The sequence below is a fragment of the Sulfurimonas gotlandica GD1 genome (assembly GCF_000242915.1).
In the GTDB taxonomy this organism is placed as follows: Bacteria; Campylobacterota; Campylobacteria; order Campylobacterales; family Sulfurimonadaceae; genus Sulfurimonas; species Sulfurimonas gotlandica.
Window position 1 is genome coordinate 1,004,025 of record NZ_AFRZ01000001.1, and the last position, 26,503, is coordinate 1,030,527.

At 34.7% G+C, this 26,503-nt stretch carries 27 protein-coding genes, 6 tRNA genes and 3 pseudogenes; 13 read left to right on the top strand and 23 right to left on the bottom strand.

All coding sequences use genetic code 11. The annotated features are described in order from the left end of the window. Positions 1-2: 2 nt before the first annotated feature. The 8 genes and pseudogenes from rpsC to rpsJ form a co-directional block, all read right to left on the bottom strand. Positions 3-712 (bottom strand): annotated as a pseudogene (rpsC, locus tag SMGD1_RS04910) (30S ribosomal protein S3). A gap of 1 nt (position 713) precedes the next feature. Further along, positions 714-1,031 (bottom strand): 50S ribosomal protein L22, encoded by a 318-nt coding sequence (gene rplV, locus SMGD1_RS04915; protein ID WP_008340796.1) that lies wholly within the window; start codon positions 1,029-1,031, stop codon positions 714-716. Between the two features lie 2 nt (positions 1,032-1,033). Continuing rightward, positions 1,034-1,311, bottom strand: a pseudogene (rpsS, locus tag SMGD1_RS04920) (30S ribosomal protein S19). A 1-nt stretch (position 1,312) separates the two neighbouring features. Next, positions 1,313-2,158: a 50S ribosomal protein L2 gene (gene rplB / locus SMGD1_RS04925; RefSeq protein ID WP_008339143.1), complete on the bottom strand. Its 846-nt coding sequence runs from the start codon at positions 2,156-2,158 to the stop codon at positions 1,313-1,315. A gap of 1 nt (position 2,159) precedes the next feature. Continuing rightward, entirely contained in the window at positions 2,160-2,441 is a 282-nt protein-coding gene (locus SMGD1_RS04930; protein ID WP_008339166.1) for a 50S ribosomal protein L23, read from the bottom strand. A gap of 9 nt (positions 2,442-2,450) precedes the next feature. Next, positions 2,451-3,050: a 50S ribosomal protein L4 gene (gene rplD, locus SMGD1_RS04935; protein WP_040766442.1), complete on the bottom strand. Its 600-nt coding sequence runs from the start codon at positions 3,048-3,050 to the stop codon at positions 2,451-2,453. After that, positions 3,047-3,622: a 50S ribosomal protein L3 gene (rplC, locus tag SMGD1_RS04940; protein WP_008340803.1), complete on the bottom strand. Its 576-nt coding sequence runs from the start codon at positions 3,620-3,622 to the stop codon at positions 3,047-3,049. Before rplC ends, rplD begins: the two co-directional genes overlap by 4 nt. 9 nt (positions 3,623-3,631) lie before the next feature. Beyond that, positions 3,632-3,942, bottom strand: a pseudogene (rpsJ, locus tag SMGD1_RS04945) (30S ribosomal protein S10). Between the two features lie 156 nt (positions 3,943-4,098). Here rpsJ and SMGD1_RS04950 point away from each other — a divergent pair. The 3 genes from SMGD1_RS04950 (at position 4,099) to SMGD1_RS04960 (ending at position 6,271) form a co-directional block, all read left to right on the top strand. Next, the gene (locus tag SMGD1_RS04950; RefSeq protein WP_008335216.1) at positions 4,099-5,163 is read left to right on the top strand and encodes an ATP-binding protein; all 1,065 of its coding nucleotides are present in this window, start codon (positions 4,099-4,101) and stop codon (positions 5,161-5,163) included. Between the two features lie 3 nt (positions 5,164-5,166). Then, entirely contained in the window at positions 5,167-5,718 is a 552-nt protein-coding gene (rnhB, locus tag SMGD1_RS04955) for a ribonuclease HII (RefSeq protein WP_008340805.1), read from the top strand. Positions 5,719-5,779: 61 nt separating this feature from the next. Further along, a complete protein-coding gene (locus SMGD1_RS04960; protein ID WP_008340808.1) occupies positions 5,780-6,271 on the top strand; it encodes a cytochrome P460 family protein in 492 nt (163 codons plus the stop codon). A 10-nt stretch (positions 6,272-6,281) separates the two neighbouring features. On the opposite strand, the gene SMGD1_RS04965 is transcribed toward SMGD1_RS04960, so the two are convergent. The 4 genes from SMGD1_RS04965 to SMGD1_RS04980 are packed head-to-tail and all read right to left on the bottom strand — an operon-like array spanning position 6,282 to position 8,710. Further along, entirely contained in the window at positions 6,282-6,833 is a 552-nt protein-coding gene (locus SMGD1_RS04965; protein WP_008340810.1) for a hypothetical protein, read from the bottom strand. After that, positions 6,834-8,051 carry a molybdopterin molybdotransferase MoeA gene (locus tag SMGD1_RS04970; RefSeq protein ID WP_008336034.1) on the bottom strand — a complete coding sequence of 406 codons (1,218 nt, stop codon included), beginning with the start codon at positions 8,049-8,051 and terminating at the stop codon, positions 6,834-6,836. It abuts the gene before it with no gap. Continuing rightward, positions 8,048-8,485, bottom strand: a complete 438-nt coding sequence (locus tag SMGD1_RS04975) for a molybdopterin synthase catalytic subunit (protein ID WP_008336106.1) — start codon at positions 8,483-8,485, stop codon at positions 8,048-8,050. The genes SMGD1_RS04970 and SMGD1_RS04975 overlap by 4 nt, the downstream gene beginning before the upstream one ends. Positions 8,486-8,488: 3 nt before the next feature. After that, positions 8,489-8,710 carry a MoaD/ThiS family protein gene (locus SMGD1_RS04980; RefSeq protein WP_008336942.1) on the bottom strand — a complete coding sequence of 74 codons (222 nt, stop codon included), beginning with the start codon at positions 8,708-8,710 and terminating at the stop codon, positions 8,489-8,491. A gap of 94 nt (positions 8,711-8,804) precedes the next feature. On the opposite strand from SMGD1_RS04980, the gene SMGD1_RS04985 reads away from it, so the two are divergent. The 3 genes from SMGD1_RS04985 to SMGD1_RS04995 are packed head-to-tail and all read left to right on the top strand — an operon-like array spanning position 8,805 to position 12,483. Then, complete coding sequence (locus tag SMGD1_RS04985) at positions 8,805-9,452, top strand: MqnA/MqnD/SBP family protein (RefSeq protein WP_008336581.1); 648 nt, start codon at positions 8,805-8,807, stop codon at positions 9,450-9,452. Between the two features lie 23 nt (positions 9,453-9,475). Continuing rightward, a complete protein-coding gene (locus SMGD1_RS04990) occupies positions 9,476-10,399 on the top strand; it encodes a cytochrome-c peroxidase (RefSeq protein WP_008336121.1) in 924 nt (307 codons plus the stop codon). Then, a complete protein-coding gene (locus SMGD1_RS04995) occupies positions 10,396-12,483 on the top strand; it encodes an EAL domain-containing protein (protein WP_008336152.1) in 2,088 nt (695 codons plus the stop codon). Before SMGD1_RS04990 ends, SMGD1_RS04995 begins: the two co-directional genes overlap by 4 nt. Here SMGD1_RS04995 and SMGD1_RS05000 read toward each other — a convergent pair whose 3' ends face one another. Continuing rightward, positions 12,484-13,749: a malic enzyme-like NAD(P)-binding protein gene (locus tag SMGD1_RS05000; protein ID WP_008340815.1), complete on the bottom strand. Its 1,266-nt coding sequence runs from the start codon at positions 13,747-13,749 to the stop codon at positions 12,484-12,486. A 261-nt stretch (positions 13,750-14,010) separates the two neighbouring features. Here SMGD1_RS05000 and SMGD1_RS05005 point away from each other — a divergent pair, with 261 nt between their 5' ends. Next, a complete protein-coding gene (locus SMGD1_RS05005) occupies positions 14,011-16,419 on the top strand; it encodes a sensor domain-containing protein (RefSeq protein WP_008336409.1) in 2,409 nt (802 codons plus the stop codon). 46 nt (positions 16,420-16,465) lie between these two features. Here the strand turns inward: SMGD1_RS05005 and SMGD1_RS05010 are convergent, their stop codons facing one another. From SMGD1_RS05010 to SMGD1_RS05040, 7 genes are all read right to left on the bottom strand, one after another. Next, complete coding sequence (locus SMGD1_RS05010; RefSeq protein ID WP_008335438.1) at positions 16,466-16,939, bottom strand: NanQ anomerase/TabA/YiaL family protein; 474 nt, start codon at positions 16,937-16,939, stop codon at positions 16,466-16,468. Positions 16,940-17,053: 114 nt separating this feature from the next. Then, positions 17,054-17,138, bottom strand: a tRNA-Leu gene (locus tag SMGD1_RS05015). Positions 17,139-17,186: 48 nt separating this feature from the next. Continuing rightward, positions 17,187-17,271, bottom strand: a tRNA-Leu gene (locus SMGD1_RS05020). A gap of 32 nt (positions 17,272-17,303) precedes the next feature. After that, positions 17,304-17,380, bottom strand: a tRNA-Arg gene (locus SMGD1_RS05025). 101 nt (positions 17,381-17,481) lie between these two features. Next, positions 17,482-17,558: transfer RNA gene (locus SMGD1_RS05030), tRNA-Arg, on the bottom strand. Between the two features lie 55 nt (positions 17,559-17,613). Next, positions 17,614-17,690, bottom strand: a tRNA-His gene (locus SMGD1_RS05035). A 25-nt stretch (positions 17,691-17,715) separates the two neighbouring features. Further along, positions 17,716-17,793: transfer RNA gene (locus SMGD1_RS05040), tRNA-Pro, on the bottom strand. Positions 17,794-17,938: 145 nt separating this feature from the next. Here SMGD1_RS05040 and SMGD1_RS05045 point away from each other — a divergent pair. The 3 genes from SMGD1_RS05045 to SMGD1_RS05055 are packed head-to-tail and all read left to right on the top strand — an operon-like array spanning position 17,939 to position 21,210. Beyond that, the gene (locus tag SMGD1_RS05045) at positions 17,939-19,276 is read left to right on the top strand and encodes a sodium-dependent transporter (protein WP_008335472.1); all 1,338 of its coding nucleotides are present in this window, start codon (positions 17,939-17,941) and stop codon (positions 19,274-19,276) included. A 2-nt stretch (positions 19,277-19,278) separates the two neighbouring features. Continuing rightward, a complete protein-coding gene (locus SMGD1_RS05050; RefSeq protein WP_008335136.1) occupies positions 19,279-19,554 on the top strand; it encodes a hypothetical protein in 276 nt (91 codons plus the stop codon). A 36-nt stretch (positions 19,555-19,590) separates the two neighbouring features. Further along, positions 19,591-21,210, top strand: coding sequence for a diguanylate cyclase (locus SMGD1_RS05055; RefSeq protein WP_008336599.1), 1,620 nt, complete (start codon positions 19,591-19,593; stop codon positions 21,208-21,210). A 39-nt stretch (positions 21,211-21,249) separates the two neighbouring features. Here the strand turns inward: SMGD1_RS05055 and SMGD1_RS05060 are convergent, their stop codons facing one another. The 3 genes from SMGD1_RS05060 to purN all read right to left on the bottom strand — a co-directional run bounded on the left by SMGD1_RS05060 (position 21,250) and on the right by purN (position 24,065). Further along, entirely contained in the window at positions 21,250-22,029 is a 780-nt protein-coding gene (locus SMGD1_RS05060) for a thiazole synthase (protein WP_008335319.1), read from the bottom strand. Between the two features lie 117 nt (positions 22,030-22,146). Continuing rightward, complete coding sequence (locus tag SMGD1_RS05065) at positions 22,147-23,508, bottom strand: bifunctional ADP-dependent NAD(P)H-hydrate dehydratase/NAD(P)H-hydrate epimerase (RefSeq protein ID WP_008335817.1); 1,362 nt, start codon at positions 23,506-23,508, stop codon at positions 22,147-22,149. A gap of 2 nt (positions 23,509-23,510) precedes the next feature. Then, a complete protein-coding gene (gene purN / locus SMGD1_RS05070) occupies positions 23,511-24,065 on the bottom strand; it encodes a phosphoribosylglycinamide formyltransferase (RefSeq protein WP_008336200.1) in 555 nt (184 codons plus the stop codon). A 127-nt stretch (positions 24,066-24,192) separates the two neighbouring features. On the opposite strand from purN, the gene SMGD1_RS05075 reads away from it, so the two are divergent. Genes SMGD1_RS05075 through SMGD1_RS05085 form a run of 3 tightly spaced genes read left to right on the top strand, consistent with a single transcriptional unit; the run spans position 24,193 to position 26,503 of the window. Beyond that, on the top strand, positions 24,193-24,696 hold the full coding sequence (locus tag SMGD1_RS05075; RefSeq protein ID WP_008335713.1) for a GlcG/HbpS family heme-binding protein: 504 nt from the start codon (positions 24,193-24,195) through the stop codon (positions 24,694-24,696). Positions 24,697-24,752: 56 nt separating this feature from the next. Further along, the gene (locus SMGD1_RS05080) at positions 24,753-25,715 is read left to right on the top strand and encodes a KpsF/GutQ family sugar-phosphate isomerase (RefSeq protein WP_008336759.1); all 963 of its coding nucleotides are present in this window, start codon (positions 24,753-24,755) and stop codon (positions 25,713-25,715) included. Then, the gene (locus SMGD1_RS05085) at positions 25,712-26,503 is read left to right on the top strand and encodes a pseudouridine synthase (protein ID WP_008335718.1); all 792 of its coding nucleotides are present in this window, start codon (positions 25,712-25,714) and stop codon (positions 26,501-26,503) included. Before SMGD1_RS05080 ends, SMGD1_RS05085 begins: the two co-directional genes overlap by 4 nt.

Sequence of the window (26,503 nt, forward strand, 5' to 3'; positions counted from 1 at the left end):
GATTAATCAGCCTTTCTCGGAGCACGCTTTCTTGGGCGCTCTTGTTTCTCTTGTTTCTCTTCTTTTGCTTCTGCAGGGATACCTTTAGTAAGTACCTCACCTTTGAAAATCCATACTTTTACACCGATAATTCCGTATGTAGTATGAGCTTCTGCAAAACCATAATCAATTTTTGCACGAAGTGTATGTAAAGGAACACGTCCCTCTAAGTACCACTCAGTACGAGCCATTCAGCTCCACCAAGACGACCAGAAACTGAAACTTTAATACCTTTAGCACCTGAACGTTGTGCACCTTGCATAACTTTCTTCATAGCACGACGGAAAGCAACACGACGCTCTAGTTGTGTAGCAACATTCTCAGCAACAAGTTGTGCTGAAGTTTGAGCTTTCTTTTCTTCTTTGATATTAACAGCAACTGTTTTACCAATAAGCTTTTGAAGAGAATCTTTAAGTTTCTCGATGTCCGCACCTTTTTTACCAATAATGATACCAGGGCGAGCTGCAACGATAGTTACGCGAAGTCTCTTGATTGTTCTTTCTATAATAATGTTAGCAACACCAGCATAGTAAAGCTCTTTTTTCAAATATGTACGAATCTTGTGATCTTCACCTAAACTCTCTGCAGCAGTTTTAAAATTAGGGAACCAACGGCTCTCCCAATTGCGGTTTATACCAAGACGTAAACCAATAGGATTAACTTTTTGACCCATATTATTTACCCTCTACTTCTACTAAGATATGTGCTGTTGGCTTTCTGATTCCAGATGCCATACCACGTGCTCTTGGACGGAATCTCTTAAGAACTGGACCATTATCAACACGACATGATGTAATAGTACAATCTTCAGCTTCACTACCACTGTTAGCAACTGCAGATGCAATTACTTTAGCGATAATTTTAGCTGCCTTATTTGGAGTAAATTCTAAAGATGCTAATGCAAGTTCTGCATTCATCCCTTGAACTTCTCTTGCGATAAGACGAGATTTAATTGGCGAAACACGGATAAATTTCAATAATGCTCTAGCCATGATTACCCCTTCTTCTGAACTGAGCCCTTATGGCCCTTAAAAATGTACGAGTTGGTGCGAATTCACCAAGTTTATATCCAATATGATTCTCTGTAACATGTACAGGAATAAATTGACGTCCGTTGTGAACATTTAATGTAAAACCAACCATCGCAGGAATAATCATAGATCTTCTTGACCAAGTTTTAATAGGTTTTTTGTTGCCTTCAGCTTTAGCTGTTTCAACTTTTTTCATTAAATGGTCATCAACAAATGGACCTTTTTTTACTGAACGAGCCATATTAGCCTACCCTTTTTGCATTTGGTTTACGGCGAGTAATAATTAATTTATCACTAGCTTTCTTACGACGAGTTTTAGCACCCTTCGTTGGTTTACCCCATGGAGTAACTGGATGACGACCTGAGTTCGTTTTACCTTCACCACCACCATGCGGGTGATCAATAGGATTCATTGCTGAACCACGAGTTTGAGGACGAATACCTAAGTGACGTTGACGACCAGCTTTTGCGATAACAATGTTACCAAACTCTTCGTTACCAACTATACCAACAGTAGCTAAACACTCACCTAATACTAAACGCATTTCAGATGAAGGCATACGAAGTGAAACATACTTACCGTCACGACCCATAATCTGAGCAGAAGTTCCAGCAGCACGACACATTTGTCCACCTTTACCAGTCTTAAGCTCAATGTTGTGTACAGTTGTACCAACCGGAATATTCATAAGTTTCATTGTATTACCAGCTTTAACATCCAAACCAGATGCAGCTGATTCAATTGTATCACCAACATTTAAACCTTTTGGTTGAAGAATATATCTCTTCTCACCATCAGCATAGTTGATAAGTGCAATTCTACAGTTACGGTATGGATCATACTCGATAGCTGCTACAGTACCTGGGATATCAAATTTATTTCTTTTGAAATCAATAATACGATAAAGTTTTTTAGCACCAGCTTGTCTATGACGAGACGTGATACGACCATTGTTGTTACGACCTGCATGAGTAGGTAACTTAACTAGTAATGAACGAACACTTGCTTTTGCAGTAATGTCTGACGAATCAACATTAGTGAAAAAACGACGAGATGGAGTTACCGGTTTATAAGTTTTAATTGCCATCTTATACCGCCAAACTTTCTATTTGTGCACCCTCTGGTAACTTAACATAAAACTTTTTAAAGTCATTTTGTTTACCAGCAACACCACGGAAACGTTTAACTTTTCCGCTTTGATTAAGTGAGTTAATATTACTTGGAACGATTCCAAAATACTCACGAAAAACCTCTTTAAGACCTGTTTTAGTCATACGTGGTGAAGTTTGTACAACGATAACGTTGTCTTCTTGCATACCTAATGTCTTCTCTGTATATAGTATAGATTTAATATCTGTAATATCTGCCATTATTTAGCCTCACCTACAAGAATTTCCCATATCGATCACTATTGAACGATAATTCGCAGCTAAATAAGCATTTAATTCATTTGCTTCTACTACATAAGTAGGTGCAAGATTCTCAAACGCTAAATAAGTTTTTTCATCTAATATAGATTTTACTATCAATACATCTCTTTGGTTTAAAGCTTTAAAGATTGCCGCAGCATCTTTTGTTTTACCAGATGTAACTTCTAGTGTATCTACGATGAATAGACTACCATTTTGAGCATGTTCATTCAAAGCAAAGTTTAAAGCAAGTTTTTTCTGCTTTTTATTTACTTTTAAATCGTAGTTACGGTTATTGCTAGGACCAAATGCCTGACCACCACCTACGAATATAGGAGAACGACGAGAACCAGCACGAGCACGTCCGCCACCTTTTTGAGCCCATGGCTTCTTACCACCACCTCTTACTTCACTTCTACCTTTAGCAGTCGCAGAGTTTGCACGTTGTGCAGCTTGAGCAGACTTAACATATAGGTATAGGTTATGAGGATTGATTCCTGAAAAACTCTCAGGTAATGCTAACTCAGAAGCTTTTTCCATTTTTTCATTTAAAACGATTGCGCTCATTATTTAGTTACCTCCACACGACCTAGAGAACCGTTAGCACCAGAAACTGAACCAACAACCACAAGGATCTTGTTTTCAGCGTCATAAGAAACTATCTCATTCTTTACACAATTTTGTGTATTTCCATATTGTCCAGGCATTTTCTTACCCTTCATTACACGACCTGGCCACTCTGCATTACCGATTGAACCTGTTCTACGACCAAATCTATGACCGTGAGATGCAGGACCACCAGAGAAATTCCAACGCTTCATTGCTCCAGAAAAACCGCGACCTTTAGTAGTGAATCTTGATTTTACAACACTAGCTTCTGCTAATGGAGCAAAGTCTAAATCACCAGCTTCAGTGTTAGCTACTTCTAAAGTAACTAAACGGTTAAACTCAGATGAAAGATTGTATTTCTTTTGCTGACCTTCAATTGACTTGTTCATTTTTTTACCGCTGTTGTAAGCTACAATTGCAGTACCTTCATTAACTTCACATACTTTAGCATCTAGTACTCTTAAAAGAGTAACAGGCTTACTTGGTACTGTGATTGTACGGCTCATACCGATTTTTTCAACAATATATTCCACGACCTACTCCTACTTATCCATAGAGCGAACTTCAACGTCCACTTCCGGTGCAAGATCAAGCTTCATTAGAGAATCTACTGTTTCTGGCGTTGCAGAAACGATATCAATAACTCTAGCGTGCATACGGATCTCAAACTGCTCACGAGCTTTTTTGTTACGTGAACTGATTTCAATACTGTGTATTTACGAATCTTTGTTGGTAAAGGGATTGGACCACATATTACGGCACCTGTACGCTTTACAGCCTCAACTATTGATGCTACTGATCTATCTAATACACGATGATCGTAAGCTTTCAATTTTAAACGAATTTTTTCCATGTTTTTCCTTCTAAAGAACTCGTCAGGTCTAGCCTAACTATATTAAGGGAGTGGAATTGTATCGAAATGAACTATGATATTCAAGGTTTTAGGGGACAAAAGTTGAAATTCCCTAAAATTTATTTCCTTTAAGAAAGGAAATGGTAAAATAGCTTTATGGAAATTTTACTACAAGAACTTTACAAAACTGATATTCATATGGATAAATTTCATTTTAGAAAAGTTTATTTAGAAGAATTAAGTTATCAAATAAACGGTATTTCTCAGAGTGGGAAGTCAAAACTAGTTAAGAATCATCTTCTTGGACTTAAAAAAAATTCTTATTTATATATAGACTGTAATGATATTAGAATAAATATAGATGAATTGAATAAGACTCTTACAAGATTTTGTAATTTAAATAAAATAGATGTATTAGCTTTAGACAACTACAAAGAAGAGATTAAGATTCCAAATGTATCTCAGCTAATTATCTGTAGTGAGACTCATTTTGACATAGACTATCTAACATCAATACAACTCTACCCTCTAGACTATGAAGAGTTTTTAGCTTATGAGCATAAGCATGACTCTACTGCACTAAATCACTTTTTCCAGCTTGGCGGTTTTCCCTCAATGCATAAGGTTCACAGTGATGAGAGAAACATCTATATACAGAAGACATTAAAGTATGCACTTGATGAAATGGAGTTTGATATACTTGTTTTATGTGCGAAGATGATGGCACAAAAATTATCTCCTTACTCTATATATGAAAGACTCAAGCAAACAAGAAAAATATCTAAAGACAAATTATATAAAGCCTATGAGAGTCTAGGCGAAAAAAACTACATACATCTTTTAGAAAAGAACAATCATCCAAAAGCTACTAAAAAAATATATTTATGCGATATATCTCTAAAGTCTGCACTTAGTATTGATAAGCATTTTGGAAGACTTTTTGAAAATATGATTTTCTTAGAACTATTAAAATCAAATGTTAAATGTTTTTATGATGACGGTATTGATTTTTACATTCCGAATCAAGATGAAGTCATACTTGGAATGCCGTTTGCAGATGAAAGAACGCTCTTTAAAAAGATGGAAGCTATTGAAGCATTTATCTTTGGTTACGGTATAAAAAAAGTTACAGCAATTACAATGAATAAAGAAGGGAAGGTAAGTCATCCGTTTTCAAAGGTAGAAATGATACCATTTGATATATGGGCGATAGGGGATTAGGATATGGGTAAATTATGTGGAATAGATGAAGCGGGACGCGGGCCGATTGCCGGAGACTTAGTTATAGCTGGATGTATACTCAACTCGAATATTGAAGGTTTGAATGATTCCAAAAAATTAACAGAAAAAAAGAGAGAAACTCTTTATGAGTTAATTATCAAAGATTCTGATTATCATATAGTAAAAATATCTCCTCAAGCTATAGATGCTGATGGTTTATCAATATGCATCAAAAGAGGTCTTGAGGAAATTATGCAAAATTTAGAAGTTGATGAGTATCTATTTGACGGTAACTCAAACTTTGGAATCTCTAGACTTCCAACCATGATAAAAGCTGATGGCAAAGTTGCAGAGGTTAGTGCTGCATCTATACTTGCCAAAGTAACACACGATAGAGATATATTAATAGAAGCAAAAAAATATCCAGAGTATCAGTTTGAAAAACATAAAGGTTATGGAACAGCTCTTCATGTTGAAATGATTAAGAAATATGGATACTGTGATATTCATAGAAGAAGTTATAAACTTAAGGCTCTACAAGCAACTCTCTTTTAATATCTATATATAATACTTTTTTATAATTATAAGTGTTAATATCATACTGGAAGGAAAAACAATGAAGTTTTTATTTCCAATACTATTTCTTTTAGTATCTCTCTTAGCACAAGACAGTTTTGAAAACTGGGATAAACAATACAAGCTCACACCTACAACAATAGACTCACATGCTCATAGAGCATATATAGATATATTCACAAATAAAAAAGCGACTAAAGCATATATAAATAAAGCCAAAACGTATCCTATAGGCTCAATCGTATACAAACCACTCTATAAAGATAAAAATAAAAAGATATTGGTACGCGTGGTTATAATGGAGAAGATGTACAAGGGCTACGATAGCCAAAATGGGGACTGGTTCTACGCTGTAACAAATCCAAAAGGTGATGATGTATACGAAAAAGGAAGAATCCAACACTGCATCTCATGTCATAATTTAGCAAAAGAAACTGATTATATGTTTAGCGAAAGTGTTATGAAAAAGATAGATGATGCAAACTTTGCGTTTGAGAAAGTTGTTCCTGATTTAGAGCTATATGAAGAATAGCTCTATTAAACTATTGATTAGCTGTTGCATTTAGAGCTAGTATTGCCATATTTTGCATATATATTGCAATATCTTTTTTAGCATCTACAGCTTTTTCAAGCTCAGCTATAAAATACTCTTTAGTTCTATCATCAGCCATATTAAAAACATAGAGCACCCATTCAGTATTTAACTTGATGTCCTCTTGCTCTTGTGTAACTTCAAATACTCTGTAAAGATTTATATCACTATCTTTCAAAAGATTCAAAACATTTTTATAAAAAGGTGTAATATCATAATTCACAAGTGACTCTAAATCATCCTTTGGAATTGAAGCATCTACGTCAAACAAACCGTTTTTTCCAACTATAAGTGCATTTCCAATTATAAGTTGCCCACCAATGAAAAATGGTACTTTGTTTTGAGATATAGCATTGGAATCAGTATGAATTGTATGCTTATCAATAGTATTTAGTTCATCTGTTAAAATAGAGTTGAAAAAACTGTAGACTGTATTAGCCTGCATCTCTATATCTATCTCTTTTACTTCTTGTGTTGTTGAGTCAATCGAATAAGCTTTCATTTAAAAATTCTCCAATAAAATTACATTTACAAAAGTGCCCTCTTCCAGGTCACCATCATCTTCGCCGGTTACCATTAAAGCACTGCCATTTAACATGTTAGTTAGTATTGCAGAACTTCCTACTTTTTTGTCTTTGAAGTTTACAAAGTATTCTCCATCGACAACTTCAACGTTACATGCTGTAAATTCTGTTAGACGGCTTCGTTTTGTAAATCTCTCGCTTAGTTTTGCTTCTACTCGTTTATATGGTTCACTTTTACCTAACATCTTAGATATAAGAGGTAGTCCGTAAAGTATAGAAACCACAGTTGACGAGTATGCAAAACCAGGTAGAGCTAAGATGAACTTTCCTTCTCTTTGCGCAACCATAATATGCTTTCCTGGCTTAATAGCCACACCCTTGTAAACTACTTCAGCGCCAAGACGCGGAACTATATCTTTTACAAAGTCATAATCACCAACACTTACACCACCTGTACTGATAAGTATATCAGCAGATGCAAGCGCATTTTCAAAAGTCTGCATTATCTCGTCTCTGTCATCAGGAGCAGTTCCAAGCTGTATAGCATCTGCTCCGGCTTGCTCAAACAAAGCACATAGAGTATAGTTGTTTGAACTTCTGATCTGTGCCGGATTATCACTCTGCTCACCAAGGTCTAAAATTTCACTACCAGTAGAGATAACAGCGACTCTAGGTTTAAGAGCAACTTTAACCATCACCTTGTTCAGACCAGCCATTACACCAATCTCAGCAAAGCCGATTTTCGTACCTTTTTTTATTAGTACATCTCCAGCTTTATATCCTTCACCGATAGGACGAACTGAAGATCCAAAATTAACTTTTTCATCTATATAAATTTTATCACTGTTCTCGCTCACACTAACGTTTTCTATTTGAATAAGAGTATCTGCACCCTCTGGCATCATAGAACCTGTAAAAGTCTTAATACACTCTCCGTCTGCTAGAACTCTTCGCTCATCGTTTCCTGCTGGGTTATATCCAAGTATTGAGATGCTATCACTGTCTAAGTCTGCGTGCTTAACGGCATAACCATCCATAGATGCTGTTGGAAACTGAGGATCATTGTACTCTGCTACGATATCATCAGCTAGAATTCTTCCAAGAGTAGAACTCAGCGGTAAGTTTTCACTTCTAAAACTTCCTATATCTAGCAGGTCTAACATGTTTTGGCTTGTTTCATAAGATAGTAATTTCATTTTAAAATTCCACTCCCTTTTATAGCTGTTGATCTATCTAATGCATAGATTCTTTTTCCATCTCGAAGATCATACTTCCAGATTGGAGCAGATGCCTTGAAGTCTTCAACAAATTCATCTATAAATTCTAATGCAACACGTCTTTTTGGAGAAAAGACAGCAGCTATGTAAGATGATTCATGAAGCATTACATCTCCCTTAGAGTGTGCCATTTTTATTACTGCACCTTTTTCTTTTGCTTTGTCTTGCCAGTCGCTAAACCACTTCTTTAAAATAGGTTCATAAATATCAAAACTAAGACCATCTATATCATCTTCACTTCTTACAGTTCCAACAAAAGGGATGTAAGCACCATAGTTGCTGGTTGCTTCTTGTTCATACCACTCTTTTAAAATAGTCGCTACATCTAAAGGTCCCTCATAAAGATATAGCATCTATCAGCCTCCGCAAACTGGTGGAAGAAGGGCTACTCTATCACCATCTTTTAATGCAAAATCTCTACTACTTACTAATGTATCATTTACAGCCACTGCTGAGTTTTCTAACCACTCACGCATTTGCTCATCACCTTGCAATATTGTCGCTAATTCACTTAAATTTGTAATCTCTAACTCTAAGGGCTCTTTTTGTATAGGGCCTAAAAACTCTACTTTAACCATAACGTAGACTCCAAAATTATATTATTTACCAGCGATTATATCTAAGATAAGTTAAGTCATGTATAATTTCAATCAATTTATTTTGGAGTTACATTTGGTATTTGGAAAAATTGAGTATTTAAATTTACTACCTTTTCATGTTTTTATGAAACGCTTTACTAAGAGTTCTCAGCAGAGTATGAGTATGCATTATAAGCGTGGAGTACCTGCAAAAATCAACGAAAAATTTCTATCTCACAGGGTGGATGCAGCTTTCATCTCAAGCATCAGTGCAAAAAAATATAGACATGTAAATCTTGGGATTATTGCAAAAAAAGAGGTTCTTAGTGTTCTTGTTGTTCCAGATGTAAAAAACGAAGCTGATATTGAGTCTGCTAGCTCAAATGCATTAGCTAAGATTTTAAATATCAAAGGTAAAGTTCTCATTGGTGACAAAGCTCTAAAACACTATTTACAAAAGAAGCCATACATTGATTTAGCTGCCCAGTGGAACGCTAGATATAAACTGCCATTTGTTTTTGCTCTACTTTGTTATCATAAAGATCAACATCTCTATAAGAACATAGAGAAACAGTTTTTAAAACAAAAAATTAAAATCCCACAATACCTTCTCACTTCAGCATCACTCAGAACAGAAATATCAAAAAAAGACATACTCAACTATCTCTCGTATATATCTTACGATTTAGACCATAAAGCGAAGAAAGGTCTCTCACTTTTCTATAAAAGTGTCAAAAACTGACAATTTTATGTTAAAATGTCCTTATGATAAAGACATTTTTATTACCTATTATTACTCTTACACTTTTTGCAAATGAACCAATATCACCAATTCCTACTAAAGTGGAATTCAATCTTGAAAAAGCAAGACTTGGCAAAAAATTATTTTTTGATACTATTTTATCTAAAGATAACTCAACAGCATGTGTTAGTTGCCACAATGTTTTTCATGGCGGGGCAGATTCAAATGTTGTCTCAAGCGGTTATGCAAACAAAAAAGGCAATATACAGTCTCCAACAGTTTTGAACTCTAGATATAACTTTAAACAGTTTTGGAACGGACGAGCAAGAAACCTGACACAACAAGCTGATGGCCCTATAAATAACCCGGCTGAACATAACATGGATGCAAAAACTGTTGAGGATAGAATAAATGATTCTACAGAGTATAAAAGACTCTTCGAATCAGTATACAGTACTTCACATATTTCTTACACGCAAGTTCTTGAAGCTATAGTTGAGTTTGAAAATTCTCTAACAACACCAAACTCAAAATTCGATAGATTTTTAAGAGATGAAATCCAACTCACAAAAGATGAAAAAGAGGGGTACATACTTTTTAAACAAAATGGCTGTATTACCTGCCATAACGGAATAAATGTCGGTGGAAATTCATTTCAAAAAATGGGTACGTTTTTAGAATATGAGGTTAAAAATGACTATCCTGATCGAAGTAAAATAACAGATAATCCCAATCACAAAAATGTATTTAAAGTTCCGACACTAAGAAATATAAGCCAAACTGCTCCATACTTTCATGATGGCAGTGCGAAAACCCTAAAAGAAGCACTGAGTGTTATGGCAAAACATAATTTGGGCATCAAACTTGAAGATGAAGAAGTTGACAAAATAATAGCTTTTTTGAAAACACTTGATGGTGACCTACCTGAAATATTGGAAGAGAAATGAAACTGAAACAACTTATGTTTCTCGTACTCGGGGTTGGCATAATCTCATCTATTGCTATAGTTTATTTTTACATAATCCAAAAAGATTTTACTAAACAACACAGAGAATTTCTTCTATCTGTAAATGCACTGGAAAATGCCCACATTGATTTAGAGCATCAAATATTGCAAAACTCTATTTATTCTTATCACAATCAAGATGAGATATCAGCAACTATAAATCAAGTTGAAAACACTTATATAGAGTTAGCGGGGTCTAAAATATTAAATAATAAGACCTATTTACAAACTAAAAATAATTTACTATCACTTCAAGCAGATATAAGACTCAATCTGCAAAACATAGAAGAGTATATCATGCTAAATGCAGGTATTAAGAACTCTTTGGTATTTCTAAGCAGACGTATAGAAAACGCAAGCTTTTTAGAAAAAGATGACAGAGCCCTTTTCATTCAATCTATAAAGATTTTAAAACACTTCAACGATGCAAAAAGAATGCAGGACCTTGATTATATAAATCACAATAATTTTTTACTAAAATCTGATTCAAAAAATCCAAAGACTCAAAGCTTTGTAGAGAATTTTAACCTTCACTCTAAATATCTTATTAACAGATATCCAATATTTGTACAGACAACAAAAACTGTCCTTAACAGTGATATTCATAACTACTTAGAAAAAGTAAAAAAAGAGTTCTCGGCAGTTTCTGTAAATGATTTCAAAGCACTTGATATGTTTGCTTTTATATTATTTAGTCTATTTATTTCTTCACTTTCACTTGTAGTTGTACTATTCATTAAATATATAAAAGAGAATCAAAAACTAGAAGAGACTACAGCCTCACTAGAGCACTCCCTCTCTTATGATCATTTGACAGATTTACATAACAGAAGAGCTTTTGAGATTCAGCTGAAAAAAATCACAGAACCGCACCTTCTTATTATAAATATTGACGGATTTAAATACATCAATGATATCTACGGGAATGATGTTGGAAATGTCATCCTTCAAGAGTTAGCACAGATTTTAAAAGATGAATTTTCAAATCGTCCAAATACATGCATCTACCGTCTCGGCGGTGATGAGTTTGGAATACTTTTTAACAAAATCTCAAGCGAAAACGCGTTAGAAATAGCAAAAAAACTTGAGAAAAAAATATCTAATTATGACTTTATAGTTTATGACTTGACTCTGCATCTACTAGTAAGTATTGCAAGTAACTCTACTGTACCTATTTTAGAAAATACCGACTTAGCACTAAAACTACTTAAAAAAGACCATACACTGAGAATTTTAGAGTATAACGATAACCTAAATATTAAAACAGATGTAAAAGATAATATGAACACTATTGAGCTAATAAAAACTGCTGTAAGCAATGATAGAATAGTTCCTTTTTTCCAACCGATTATTAATCTTAAGACATCTAAAATAGAAAAATATGAAGCTCTTGTCAGGCTAAAACTAGAAAACGGTACATTTCTGCCACCGTTTAAATTTTTAGATATATCTAAAAAGAGTTCTTACTATCACTTCATAACCAAAACTATGATAGAAAAAACTCTTAAAATGGCGCAAGAGTTTCCTCAATATAGATTTTCTATAAATATCTCAATGATAGATATACTAGATGCTAAACTGACACACATGCTATTTGAGATCTTAAACGCCAACCCTGAAGTAGCAAAAAGATTAGATATAGAACTACTAGAATCAGAAAATCTACAAAACTTACAGGTTGTTCAAGATTTCATCACTAAACTACATGCTTTTGGTTCAAAAATACTGGTAGATGATTTTGGTACTGGTTATTCTAACTTCTCATACTTCTCAAATTTAGATATAGACTTGGTTAAAATTGACGGATCAATCGTCAGTGAAATTGAGACAGATAATAAAAAACTTCATATGGTAACTAGTATACATAAGTTTTCAAATGGAATGAATATGAAAAATGTTGCAGAGTTTGTTGAGACCAGAGAGGTGGCACTTCTACTAAAAGAAATAGGTATAGAGTATGCACAAGGGTACTACTTCAGTCAACCTCTGGAGAGACCTCTAGAGAATGATGAAGTAGTTATCTAATTATTTTAATATCTTAGCCAACTCTTTTCTGTAAGCTTTAATATCAAAACCTTTCATATCTGACGCACCACTATCTATAGCAGCCTGAGCTACAGCACTAGAAATCTCAACTATAAGTCTTTTATCAAATGGTTTTGGAATAAGATAATCTTTACCAAACTTAATCTCTTTACCATATAGTTCACAAATATCTTTTGGTACTTCTGTACGAGCTAAATCAGCAAGTGCATGTGCAGCTGCAAGTTTCATCTCGTCATTTATCTTTCTTGCACGAACATCCATCGCACCTCTAAAAATAAATGGGAAACCTAGAACATTGTTTACTTGGTTATCAAAGTCACTTCTACCAGTTGCGACAACAGCATCTGGTCTAGCTTCAATAACATCGTTAGGGAAAACTTCAGGTGTTGGGTTTGCCAACGTAAATACAATCGGTTCATTCGCCATAGTCATAATATCTTCTATGGTAAATGTTCCTGGCTTAGAGAGTCCTACAACAACATCAGCGCACTCAAACACTTCTGAGTGAGTCATGTATCCACCTGCACAGAACTCTCTCTTATAAGCGTTTAAATCACTTCTTCCATTGTGAATAACGCCTTTTGAATCAAGCATATAAATCTCTCTAGCACCAAGTTTTCTATAAAGTCTTGCACATGAAATAGCTGCTGCACCAGCCCCAACAACAACTATTTTAAGATCTTCTATCTTTCGATGTGTAACTTTACAAGCATTTATTATCCCAGCAGCAGAAATAACAGCCGTTCCATGTTGATCATCATGCATAACAGGGATATTTAACTCTTCTACTAGACGTCTCTCTATCTCAAAGCACTCGGGTGCTTTTATATCTTCTAGGTTAATTCCACCAAAAGTAGGAGCTATAGCCATAACAACAGAACAAAATCTATCTACGCTCTCAGTATCTACTTCAATATCAAAACAATCAAGTCCTGAGAAATTTTTAAATAGAACTCCCTTACCTTCCATAACGGGCTTAGATGCCAAAGCACCAATATTTCCAAGTCCTAAAACAGCAGTTCCGTTTGAGATAACGGCTACAAGATTCTTTTTTGAAGTATATCTATAAGCATTTTCAGGATTTTTCTCAATTTCCAAACATGGTACAGCAACACCTGGAGTATATGCTAATGATAAATCTTTTTGAGTTAACACCGGTTTCGTAGTCTCAACTGATATTTTTCCAGGTTGTGGAAATTCATGATAATCAAGAGCTTCTTGATCTGTTGTAGATGTTTTAGACATAAGATAAAATCCTCAATTTTTATTTTTGGAATTATATCTTATTATAAATTTATATATACTTTGTTATAAGCTATGATAATTATGATAACTCAATACAAATACAGTAACTATACAATTTTACTTCATAAGCAAAATATCATAACTGGAGTAATAGCGGATGCTAAAAACTTAGAGAGTTAAAGTTTCAAAAAATTAAAAGAATTTTTAACAGAGAATTTGATATTATACGATTATATAAACTTATACAAAATAGGAAATTAGTTGGATTACAAGATTGACAATAACTTAATACTCAATTCTTTAGAGCAGAATATTTTTGTCAAAGATCTAAATTCCAACTATCTTTTTGTAAATAGTACTTATGCCAAACTAGTTGGAAAAGAAGCAACAGCCATTATTGGTAAAAATGATTTAGACTTTTTTCCAGAAGAGATCGCTTTTAAATACCAAAATGACGATTCTCTAGTTATCAAAAATAAGCAAATTATAGACACTGTTGAATCTATACTAATTGATGGAAAATATAAAACTATCAGAACAGTAAAAAAGCCTCTATATTTCAATGGTGAAGTAAGCGCTGTGCTTGGAATATTTTGGGATATTACAGAATTTAATGAAGAAAAAGAACATTTTAAAAAACTGGAATATGGTCTAAGTAAAGCTCAAGAGCTTGCTAACATCGGTCACTGGGAATTAAATTTAGTTACTAATGATCTTTTTTGGTCGGATGAAGTCTACCGTATATTTGGATTGAAGCCTCAGGAGTTTGGTGCTACCTATGAAGCATTTTTAGAACATATTCATCCTGATGATGTTGAGCTTGTAAATTCAAGCTATAGTGATTCTATAACAAACAGATGCGGTTATCATGTTACACACCGTATAGTACGTAAAAATGGTGAAGTAGGTTTTGTAGAAGAGAGATGCGAACACGAGTTTGACAACGATGGTAATGTTCTTAGATCCATAGGAACTGTTCATGATATTACAAAACAAAAAATTGCGCAAAATGAGCTAATGCTTGCATCTGAAGTTTTTTCTAAAATGAGTGATGGAGTTGTTATCACAGATGCCAATCAATCTATCATTAAAATTAATGAGTCTTTTACAAAAATAACCGGTTACACAAATGAAGAACTAATAGGAATGACTCCAAAAGCATTTAGTTCCGGTTGGCATGATGAAGCATTTTACAAAAAGATGTGGGATGATATAAAACAAAATGGGCAATGGAGCGGTGAAATAATAGATCGTAAAAAAAGCTCTGAGAGATATATTGCAGAGATGAATATTATCGCTCTTCATAATGATGACGGTATATTGACAAACTACATATCAATTACAAATGATATAAGCAAGAAAAAAGAGCAGGAAAAACTAATACACAATCTGGCATACTTTGACTCACTAACAGATTTGCCAAATAGAGTTCTTTTTGAAGAGCGTGTAGTCAGCAGGATTCCATTTTCAAAACGCCATGATAAAAAAATGGCTCTTTTATTTATTGATATGGATAACTTCAAAAATGTCAATGATACACTTGGACACTTTATGGGTGACATGTTCTTAATTGAAGTTTCAAATATTATAAAAAATAGTATTAGAGAACAAGACACTCTAGCTCGCTTAGGCGGAGATGAGTTTACAGTTTTACTTGAAGATATTAATTCAATAATGGATATAGTACCAATTGCTGAAAAAATAATTGCTGCTTTTAATAATCCAGTACTTATAGAAAGTAAAGAGTTATATACCGGCATTAGTATGGGAATAAGCTTATATCCTGATGATGGGAAAAGCTACAATGAATTGTTTAAGGCAGCAGATACTGCGATGTATCAAGTAAAAGCTTCTGGAAAAAACAACTTTCAATTTTTCAAACAATCTATGAATGAAAAAATCACTGAACGACTGTTTCTAGAAAATAGTTTACGTAACGCTATTGGTAATAACGAGCTGTTTCTAGTTTATCAGCCAAAAATAAACCTTGAAACAAAAAGAGTTTATGGGATGGAAGCTCTCATTCGTTGGAGACATCCAGAAATAGGCCTTATAAGACCAGATAAATTTATTAGCATATCAGAAGAAACAGGACAGATATATAATATTGGGCTGTGGGTTGCTAAGCAAGCTATAATTGATACAAAAGCACTACATGAAGCAGGTCATATACTAACCGTATCTATAAACGTATCTAGCAAGCAGCTAGAGAATGAAAAATTTATAGATGACATCTGTTGTGTAGTGAATGAAATCGGTATTGATAAAAGTTATGTTGAGCTCGAGATTACAGAATCTCATATTATGAGCAACATAGACAAAGCGCTAAAAATATTAAATGAACTCTCAGATAAAGGTTTTAAACTTTCCATAGATGATTTTGGAACTGGTTATTCATCACTGAGTTATCTTAAAAAACTACCCGCTCAGACTATTAAAATTGATCGTAGCTTTGTACTGGATATTTATAAAGATGAAGATGACCGTTCAATTGTAGCTACTATAATTGCAATGGCTAAAGCTTTAGGAAAAGATGTAATTGCTGAGGGTTCTGAGACACAAGAGCATATTGATACTCTAAAATACTTACACTGTAACAAAGTACAAGGATATTTTTTCTCTAAACCTATAGAGATAGATGAATTTAAAGAGTTTGTTGATAATTTTTAATCATTTAAGAATACACAAATATTTATAAAGTTTTTATTGATAAGTTTTATACTATTTTTAAAAGCTCTGTTTTAATTTTAACAACCACTTTTTTTACAACTTCTTCTTTATCATCAATCATCAAACCAGCCATATGTGCATCATGTGGAAATAGCATTACAAATGTTCCAGGAATTACATTAACACTAGTATGTCCTGTGGTAATTCGCTTATACAATTCTAGATCTTTTGATTTATCATATGGCATATCAACTGCAAGAGAATCTCTAAAAGAGCATTCAAAACACTCTCTACCAACTATAACTGTCTGAATGTCTACATACTCTCTATGTGACTCAAGTATTGCTGTTTGCGGCAGTGTAGTCTTATAGCTCATCACGATGGCGAAGATATCATCGCCTTGTATGTTGTATCTCATATCTTCTGAATCTGGAGTCAATGAACTCAAAAAATCAAATGCAATTTTCCATGCTTCTCCAAAATTATACATATTAGAGTTTTCTAACTTGTCAATTATCATAATAAAAGTCCTTATTGTAGAAATTATATAGCTATTTGAATTGGTGTTTTTAGTTTTCTTAAAGTATTTGAATGTTTGTTATTAAGATAGTTTTGAGAGATTATTTGTTGTATGTGGTGCGGATGAGAGGACTTGAACCTCCACGCCTTGCGGCACCAGATCCTAAGTCTGGCGTGTATACCAATTTCACCACATCCGCATGTGATTGTTAAAAAAAATACTAATGTTATGAATTCTGCTTTATAAATGGTGCGGATGAGAGGACTTGAACCTCCACGCCTTGCAGCACCAGATCCTAAGTCTGGCGTGTATACCAATTTCACCACATCCGCGTAAATAAAGCAGAATTCATAACATTAATAAATGGTACCCCCTACACGATTCGAACGTGTGGCCTACGCCTTAGAAGGGCGTTGCTCTATCCAGCTGAGCTAAGGAGGCATGTGAGTCATAAATGACTAAAATTTTCTTGTATTTTCAATTTCTTGATTTTATTAAAAATCAAAGCTTCAGTGCCCAAGCGGCTAGCCTATGTAAAAAGGTGGTACGCCCGATAGGATTCGAACCTATAACCCTCGGAGCCGAAATCCGAAACTCTATCCAGTTGAGCCACGAACGCTTCTAATTAATTTTATTTGTTATTTTAAAAAGTTTTTATATTTATGATTATTGAATGGGGTGAGATACGGGATTCGAACCCGCGACCCCCGGCACCACAAACCAGTGCTCTAACCAACTGAGCTAATCTCACCATACGAAAGTTATAAATATAAAAGTGGTCGGGGTGAAAGGACTCGAACCTTCGGCCCCCTGGTCCCAAACCAGGTACTCTAACCATACTGAGCTACACCCCGACCTTCACAAGAACCAAGCGATAGTGCTGATTAATGAGGCGAAATTATAGTCAATAATGTTTTGAATGTCAATGCTTTTTTGACATTTCTTTCATATCTTTTAATTTTCTAGTATAATTACTTCGATTTAAGGGGATAAATACGTATGAAAATAGCTAGATTTAGTAGGATTGGGTTCATATTGGCAGCAGCTGGAAGCGCTGTTGGGCTTGGTAATATATGGAAATTTCCATATATTGCAGGTGAATATGGTGGTGGAGCTTTTGTTCTTATATATCTTGTTACCGTTTTACTCATAGGTTTTTCTATTATGATAGCAGAGATGTTAATTGGATATATGGGAAGAAAAGATGGAGTTACATCTTTTGAGAATTTGGCACCTAAACATAAACATATTTGGAAATATGGTGGCTTTCAAGGGCTAGCCGGTCTTTTTATTATGATTTTTTACTCTGTCGTTATTGGATGGATATTTCACTATATAGTTACATCCCTATCTTATCTTCCTGCTACAGTAAAAGAAGCCGAAACAACATTCAACGCTATGCTTCACACGGACATCTGGACACAACTTTTTTATCATACAATTGCATTTATATGGATAACTCACGTTTTAACAAGAGGTATTAAAGGCGGGATTGAAAAAGTAAATATGGTTTTAATGCCAACTCTTATGATTATTTTACTAGGAATGTTTGCTTATGCTACTACGCTTGATTCATTTGGCAGAGCAGTTAATTTTATGTTTGAACCTGATTGGTCTAAAATAGATTCTGAAGCTTTCGTAACTGCGGTAGGTCATGCCTTCTTCACTCTCTCTCTTGGTATGGGTGCTATCATGACCTATTCAGCTTCTATGGAGAAAAATTCAAATCTTGTCCAAAATGCTTTTTGGGTAGTGTTTTTAGATACAACAATAGCCATTGTTGCAGGGCTTATGTTATTTACTTTTCTTTATCAATATGGAGCAGGTCCCGCAAAAGGTCCAGGCCTAGTTTTCATCTCTCTTCCTGCAGCATTTTATGAAATGGGAATTATTGGTAATTTCTTTGCCGTCTTATTCTTCTTAGCTCTTGCCTTTGCGGGTCTTACATCTTCCGTATCTCTAGTTGAGCCTATGGTTCAGTATTTCATAGACAGATTTAGCTGGAGTAGAGTAAAGGCTTCTGTTGCAATGGGTCTATTCTTCTATCTTATAGGTATAATCGCCCTACTTTCAAACATAGATGGATATAAAGAAGCTCTTACATTCGGAGATAAAAACTTCTTTGACTGGGTTGATCATGTAACAGCTGCTATCATGCTTCCTCTTGGTGGACTCATAATGGCACTCTTTGTAGGATTTGTAATAGAGAAGCAGAGAGTTGAATCAATCCTTAGACCTCAGTTGGGCTTTGCATTTGAGGCTTGGTATTTTTCACTTCGATACATAACTCCAGTTGCAATGTTTATAGTTATGTTATCTTTAATGGGAGTTTTATAATTATGAATCATATTACAAGAGAGTGTAAACAGATACTAATAGACGAAGGTATAGATGCGAACTCTACTATAGACTTTGATGTAAACGGAGAAGTTCATACAATGACTTTTGAATATATTATAGATACATTTATGCAAGCATCTGATGAGTCTCAGTTGGTTTTCTATGCTGCCCTGCAAAAAGCACTGGATGCTAAAGATATGGGAGTTGATAAATTCTTTGAAGGCATGGGACAACTTCTGCTAATGACACATTTGTCAAAGAATATTGAAATTTAAGAAGAAGTGATTTAACTATTTGTTAAAATTAGTCTAATGAGTAATTTTAACAAATATATAGCACTTGGTGCTCTTTTTATCGTATCTGTATTTTCTCTATTCTACCCTATAGATGTTTTTAGTGAAAAGGGTGTAGAGTTACAAAAACATATACTTGTGAATCAAGCCCAAACACACTTTCAAGACCAAGTAAATACTAGAAAATGGGTTGCAAAATATGGGGGTGTTTATGTCAAGCCTCTAGAGGGTGAAAAACCAAACCAGTATCTCCCTGACAACACTCTGTATGTAGATGAAAATCTGACACTTTTTAAAGTAAACCCAGCATGGATGACTAGACAACTATCAGAGATAGCAGATATTAAAGATTTTCACTTCCGCATAACAAGCCTAATACCAATAAACCCAAATAACAAAGCGACTCCATTTGAAGAAAGAGCATTAAAGCATATTGATAGAACAGGACAAAAAGAGTACTATGAAATAAGTGAAGGATCCAACTTTGAGTATATGGGAGCATTAGTCACCACTAAAGCCTGTCTTCCATGTCACGAACATCAAGGCTATAAACTTGGTGATGTAAGAGGTGGAATTAGTGTCAGTTTAAGTAGTGCAGAGTTTAGAACTGTTACATCATCAATAAAAAATAGAGCGATAATTTTAAAAATATTTGTACTGTTTTTCCTACTAAGTATTACGCTACTTATATATAAACAATTAAAACACAGTGAAAAACTGCAAAGTGAAGTTAACCGTAGAACAAAAGAGATAGAGTCTACTAAACAACTTCTACAACAGATCATTGATACAGATGCCAGCTTTATCGTACTTGCCGATGGTAAAAATGTTATCTATGCTAACAAAACTATACTTGAGTTTGCCGGTTATACTTCTGTAGAAGAGTTCAGAGAGAAGCATGAATACCTGTCTGATATGTTTGAGAAAGTAGAAGACAACGATAGCTTCATCCAAACATACAATGATGGTGTTCACTGGATTGAATATGTAAGAAGAGAACAAGACTCTAAACAGCTAAAAGTTCGTATAGAAAAGGATGGAGAACATAGATACTTCAGACCTTATGCTAAAGATATAAAAACAGATGATAGAGTACTCTATCTAGTCACTTTCGATGAAATCACAAATGAGTATGTAAAAATTAAAGAACTTGAGCATATGGCTTCAACTGATGTTTTAACAAAATTATTTAACAGAAGTAAGTTAAACGATGTTTTAGAAAAAGAGATTGCACTCTCAAATGCTATCTCATCACCTTTATCTATCATTTTTATTGATATAGACCATTTTAAAGATGTAAATGACACCTATGGACATGATGTTGGAGACAAAGTACTAATTGATATCGCGAATATTATCAGCTCTAGCACTAGAGCAAGTGATATTGCAGCCAGATGGGGTGGAGAAGAGTTTATGATTACACTGCAATCTACAGATACTGCTCACGCTTCAATCCTTGCAGAAAAGCTCAGAGCTACCGTAGAAGAGTACATTTTTGCAATTGTTGGAAACCTTACTATATCACTTGGTGTTACAGAATATATGAATAATGAAAGTGAAGAGACATTTATTAAAAGAGTTGACAAAGCACTTTATGAAGCAAAAGAAAGCGGTAGGAATAGAGTGGTTATTAAGTAAATATATTTAGAAAAAGAAATTACTTTCTTTTTCTAAATATTAAAACTGTATCATTCCGTCTATTGGAGAAGATGCTGTTGCATATGGACGTTTAGGTATCCTACCAGACAAATAAGACATACGACCGGCTATAACAGCATGTTTCATAGCCTGAGCCATAATCATAGGGTTTTGAGCTTGAGCGATCGCTGTGTTAGTTAAAACACCTGCAGCTCCTAACTCCATTGCATAAGCCGCATCTGAAGCACAACCGATTCCTGCATCTACGATTACAGGTACACTTACAGCTTCACGAATGAAAACTATATTGTAAGGATTTTGAATACCAAGACCAGAACCAATAGGAGCAGCAAGAGGCATGATAGCATGCGCACCAGCATCCTCAAGTCTCTTAGCCATAATCGGGTCATCAGAAGTATAAGCCATGATAGTAAAACCATCACGAGCTAAAATTTCACAAGCTTTGATAGTCTCTATAACATCAGGGTAAAGAGTTTTTTGTGTGTCTCCAATTACCTCAAGCTTGATTAAATCAATCCCTGTTGCCTCACGCATCAAACGAAATGTCGTAATTGCTTCTTCTGCAGTCACACATCCAGCAGAGTTTGGTAAAAATTTTACATTTGTTCCAGCAAAAGTATCACGAAGATTCTCTTTATCTGGGTCTGTAATATTCAGACGACGAACTGCAACAGTGATAAGTTCACTTCCAGATGCAAGAGTAGCTTCTCTTGTAGTTTCAAAAGAGTCATATTTTCCACTACCAACTATTAGGCGAGAACCCAGTTCATATTTTCCAATTTTTAAAATGTTATCCATCAGTAATTTTCCTATATTCTATATTTATCTGGCTCGATAGAGCCTAGCTTCAGTGCCTAAGCGGCAAGCGTAACTAAATGAGTTTTGCTTATTTGGCGTTATTATAATGAAATTATCTTATAGCTTACCTATCTCATCTATTAAATCATCTGGAGTAAGAGAAAAATCAGCGCCCTTGTAACTTTGTGCTAATTTTGTGTGTGCTAAAGATGCATTTTTTGCAGCTTGGAGAGGTTCATATCCCTGTGCTAAGAGTGCTCCTATTAAGCCACTTAGCACATCACCGCTTCCACCTTTTGCAAGAGCAGATGTACCATGTGGGTTTATAAAATATTCTTCGCTTTGAGCAATGATTACATTAGCACCCTTTAAGATAAGCGTGATATTTGGATAAGCTTTTGTAAAAAGTTCTACATATTTAAAACGATTTTTTTGTAACTCTTTTACACTTATATCTGCAAGATTTGCACGTTTTAAAAGAGCTACAAACTCTTTTGCATGTGGAGTTAAAACCACATCTTTTCTTTTTAATATCTTTTTTACTATTGCCATATGAAAGATATCTGCATCTGCAACTAATGGCAGTGAGTTGTTTAAAAATTTATCTAGCTCTTTTTCACTAAACTCATTTCCTAAACCCATCCCTATCGCTAAAGCAGTTGTGTTGTGCGGCAGTTCATGAGAGTACATAATACTATGAGGAATCTGCTCATTTTCATATCCCATAAGTGTAACCAGACCACTTCCAAATCTAAGTGCTGCTTTTGCACTTAAGATGCTGGCACCACTCTTGTCCCCACAAGCAAGAGTCAAGTGCCCAAAACTACCCTTATGAGTATTCTTTTTACTTCTATTTGGTAGTTGCAAGTCTTCTAAATCAAGGAGATGCCAATTTGTTGCAGTCTCATAGATATCTCTGGTAACACCTAAATCCAAAACTATAATCTCTCCGACAAACTCTTTAGCTTCATCTAAAAACATAGATTTTTTCAAAGCACCCATAGTCAATGTCACATCAGCAAGAAAACCAACCGATGGAACATCACAGGCCATTTTAAATGCATCTGAATCATTCATTTTTTGAACAAGTCCTTTTAGCTCTAAACTAAATTCACCGCAAAACCCTGTTCCAACTATTGCATCTATCAAGACATCAGAGACTTCTATTTCAAAGCACTCTTGTACACCGATTGCCTCTGCACGTTTTTGCTGAAGAAGTGCCATTTGGGATTTTGGTTTTTTTGCGTAGTAGATGCTGGCTTGATAGTCACCATTAAGAAGTCTTGCAAGTGCGATGCCATCGGCACCGTTATTTCCACTTCCACAGACTACTATTACTTTAGAGTTTTTAGCAAAATTACTACGGATGTAAGTTGCCATTCCATTTGCAGCATGCTCCATTAAGATATCTTCACTTAATCCAAACTGCTCATAACATCTCTTATCCAGTGAACCTACTTCATCAAACAGCTTTTGCATCCCTAGTCCCTTAAAACTTCCACTATTGCTTGTGGCATTATTTCATACTCTATGTTTTTAATTTTAGCAGAAAAACTCTCTAAAGTCTCGTTATCTTCTTTCTTAAAACTCTTTTGCAAAATCACATTTCCACCATCTAGCTCGCTGCTTACGTAGTGAACACTTACTCCACATTCAGTGTCATGACTCTCAAAACTTCTCTCAATAGCTCTAGCACCTTTAAACTTTGGAAGAAGTGATGGATGCAGATTTATGGCTTTTACATTTGATGTAAAAACATCACTAAGTATTCTCATAAAACCACTCAAAACTACCAAATCAGGTTCGTATGAGTTTACAAGCTTAACAAGCTCTTCATCAAACTCTTCTCTAGAGTTAAAATTTAGATGCTCTAAAACTTCAGTTTTTACTGAGAGTTCTTGAAGTTTATCAAGACCTTTTGCATCTTTTTTATTTGTGATTCCACAGACTACAAAGCACTCTTTTTCATGCAACTTTTTTACAATGTTTTGAGCGTTAAAACCATCACCGCTAAATAATATAACTATTTTTTTCATAAGCGAATTATATCTTATGAAAATAAGAAAAAAACATTAGGATTTTATAATCTCGAAATTCATACAGACAAACTTAATGAAAAATGTGTACAATTATTTCAAATTATTATAAAAGAAAAGGAAAAACATGAAAATTACAAAGACAATCACACTTTTACTGATGAATACATCTCTTCTTTTTGGCGGAGATATTGTTAAGATTGAGCGTATGAGTATGGGACTTGCGATGGAAGTAGCAAAGCGCTCAGTAGAAGCTTGCCGTGAAAAAGGCTATTGGGTAAGTGCTGTAGTCGTTGACCGTAGTGCAAATGTGCAAGTCATTCTCCGTGATACTCATGCAGCGCGTTTTACTATGGATATTGCAAACCAAAAAGCAAATCTAGTAATTATGTCAGGACTTAATACTGAGGCTTTTGTTCCTGCACGGGCTGATATTCGCAATGAATTAAATAATATAGATGGTCTAATCATGATGAAGGGTGGTATTGCTGTTAAGTCTGGTGATACGATGCTTGGAGCGGTAGGTGTTAGCGGTGCCCCTGGTGGTGACATAGATGCTGATTGTGCAAAAAAAGCATTAAAATCACTTGAAGAAAGACTTGCTTTTGCTGCCATGTCTGATGGTGATTAAAAGAGTTCTCTTCATATAAAAATGCCGTTATAAGATAAAAAAGGTATAATCACGTTATGAATTATAAAGAGATTGCACAAGAAACTTTAAATATTGAAGCGCAAACACTATTACTAGCCTCAAAAAACATGGGTGATGTATTTGACAAAGCCGTTGAAATGGTTCTTGCATGTAAAGGTAAACTCGTAGTTACAGGTGTTGGCAAAAGTGGATTAATCGGTGCTAAAATGGCAGCGACATTCGCTTCAACAGGAACACCTAGCTTTTTCCTGCATCCTACTGAAGCACTTCACGGTGACTTGGGTATGATTAGTCAAAATGATGTAGTTATAGCGATTAGTTACAGTGGAGAGAGTGAAGAACTTAGCTCTATCTTACCTCATATAAAAAGGTTTAAAACACCTCTAATCGGTATGACAAGAGATAGAAACTCAACTCTTGGGAAATACAGTGATTTAGTTATTGATGTAGTTGTTGAAAAAGAAGCCTGTCCGCTTGACATAGCTCCTACAAGTTCAACAACCCTTACATTGGCACTTGGCGATGCATTGGCAGTTTGTCTGATGAGAGCAAGAAACTTTAAAAAGAGCGACTTTGCTTCTTTTCATCCTGGTGGAGCACTTGGTAAAAAGCTTTTTGTAAAAGTCAGTGATTTGATGAAAAAAGACAACTTACCAATAATTTCTAAAGATACAAAAGTAAAAGAAGCAATCATTGAGATCAGCCATGGAAGACTTGGTACTGTACTTATTGCAGATGAAAACAACTCTCTCATTGCACTTGTAAGTGACGGTGATATTCGTCGTGCTCTTTTAGCAGATGATTTCTCGCTTGAAGAAAATGTTTTAAAGTATGCAACTCAAAATCCAAGAACTCTAGATGATGAAAATATTCTTGCAAGTGAAGCACTTGTAATTATCGAAGAGATGAAGATACAACTTTTAGTAGTAACAGACAAAAATAAAAAGATAAAAGGCGTACTACATATTCATACGCTTATTGAAAAAGGCATATCATGATGATGCGATTAAACAAATATATAGCACACCACTCAAGCTACTCTCGTCGTGAGGCGGACAAAGCAATACTAGATGGTTATGTAAGAATAAACGGAGAGATTCAAGACAATCCAGCAACACAAGTAGATGAAAAAGATGACATCGTCTATGTAAGCGGGAAACAAATCACTCCAAAAGACAAATATACAGTTATAGTTTACAACAAACCGAAGGGTGAACTTGTAACAAAAAGTGACCCAAAAGGTAGAAGAACTATCTATGACGGCTTAGAGAAAAAATACAAGCACTACATTCCGGTTGGAAGACTTGACTATGCAACTGAAGGTGTTTTACTTCTTACTGACGCGTCAAAAATAGCATCAGCTCTAATGAATTCTAACCTTGAACGAATCTACAAAGTAAAAATCAAAGGTGAAGTAACTCCAGAGATTGAAGCTGCTATGATGAACGGGCTTGAACTTTTAGATGCAACTGCAGGCGGTCACTCCCACTCTAAAGTAACAAGCATGACTTTTGCACCTTTTCTAGGTTACAAAATTCAAAAAAATGAACATAATTACTCAGTCCTTAAAATAGCAATTTCTGAAGGTCAAAATAGAGAAATCAGAAGATTCTTTGCACACTTTGGAACTGAAGTAGCTGACCTCAAACGTATTAGTTTTGCAGAAGTTGAACTCAATAATCTTCCAACAGGTAAGGTTAGATTTTTAAGTAGAAGTGAATATTCTGCTCTATTTACATTTATGAAAGCAGAAGAGAAGTTAGCGAGAGAAAAAGGAAAAAAATAG

Coding starts and splice junctions, on each gene's coding strand:
- SMGD1_RS05075 (WP_008335713.1), top strand. CDS start 24,193: ATGAAAATTACAAAGACAATCACACTTTTACTGATGAATACATCTCTT.
- SMGD1_RS04970 (WP_008336034.1), bottom strand. CDS start 8,051: ATGAAATTACTATCTTATGAAACAAGCCAAAACATGTTAGACCTGCTA.
- SMGD1_RS04980 (WP_008336942.1), bottom strand. CDS start 8,710: ATGGTTAAAGTAGAGTTTTTAGGCCCTATACAAAAAGAGCCCTTAGAG.
- SMGD1_RS04990 (WP_008336121.1), top strand. CDS start 9,476: ATGATAAAGACATTTTTATTACCTATTATTACTCTTACACTTTTTGCA.
- rnhB (WP_008340805.1), top strand. CDS start 5,167: ATGGGTAAATTATGTGGAATAGATGAAGCGGGACGCGGGCCGATTGCC.
- rplV (WP_008340796.1), bottom strand. CDS start 1,031: ATGGCTAGAGCATTATTGAAATTTATCCGTGTTTCGCCAATTAAATCT.
- SMGD1_RS05045 (WP_008335472.1), top strand. CDS start 17,939: ATGAAAATAGCTAGATTTAGTAGGATTGGGTTCATATTGGCAGCAGCT.
- SMGD1_RS05065 (WP_008335817.1), bottom strand. CDS start 23,508: ATGCAAAAGCTGTTTGATGAAGTAGGTTCACTGGATAAGAGATGTTAT.
- SMGD1_RS05085 (WP_008335718.1), top strand. CDS start 25,712: ATGATGATGCGATTAAACAAATATATAGCACACCACTCAAGCTACTCT.
- SMGD1_RS04960 (WP_008340808.1), top strand. CDS start 5,780: ATGAAGTTTTTATTTCCAATACTATTTCTTTTAGTATCTCTCTTAGCA.
- rplB (WP_008339143.1), bottom strand. CDS start 2,158: ATGGCAATTAAAACTTATAAACCGGTAACTCCATCTCGTCGTTTTTTC.
- SMGD1_RS04930 (WP_008339166.1), bottom strand. CDS start 2,441: ATGGCAGATATTACAGATATTAAATCTATACTATATACAGAGAAGACA.
- purN (WP_008336200.1), bottom strand. CDS start 24,065: ATGAAAAAAATAGTTATATTATTTAGCGGTGATGGTTTTAACGCTCAA.
- SMGD1_RS05010 (WP_008335438.1), bottom strand. CDS start 16,939: ATGATAATTGACAAGTTAGAAAACTCTAATATGTATAATTTTGGAGAA.
- SMGD1_RS04995 (WP_008336152.1), top strand. CDS start 10,396: ATGAAACTGAAACAACTTATGTTTCTCGTACTCGGGGTTGGCATAATC.
- SMGD1_RS05060 (WP_008335319.1), bottom strand. CDS start 22,029: ATGGATAACATTTTAAAAATTGGAAAATATGAACTGGGTTCTCGCCTA.
- SMGD1_RS05050 (WP_008335136.1), top strand. CDS start 19,279: ATGAATCATATTACAAGAGAGTGTAAACAGATACTAATAGACGAAGGT.
- SMGD1_RS04950 (WP_008335216.1), top strand. CDS start 4,099: ATGGAAATTTTACTACAAGAACTTTACAAAACTGATATTCATATGGAT.
- SMGD1_RS04975 (WP_008336106.1), bottom strand. CDS start 8,485: ATGCTATATCTTTATGAGGGACCTTTAGATGTAGCGACTATTTTAAAA.
- SMGD1_RS04965 (WP_008340810.1), bottom strand. CDS start 6,833: ATGAAAGCTTATTCGATTGACTCAACAACACAAGAAGTAAAAGAGATA.
- SMGD1_RS05055 (WP_008336599.1), top strand. CDS start 19,591: ATGAGTAATTTTAACAAATATATAGCACTTGGTGCTCTTTTTATCGTA.
- SMGD1_RS05000 (WP_008340815.1), bottom strand. CDS start 13,749: ATGTCTAAAACATCTACAACAGATCAAGAAGCTCTTGATTATCATGAA.
- SMGD1_RS05080 (WP_008336759.1), top strand. CDS start 24,753: ATGAATTATAAAGAGATTGCACAAGAAACTTTAAATATTGAAGCGCAA.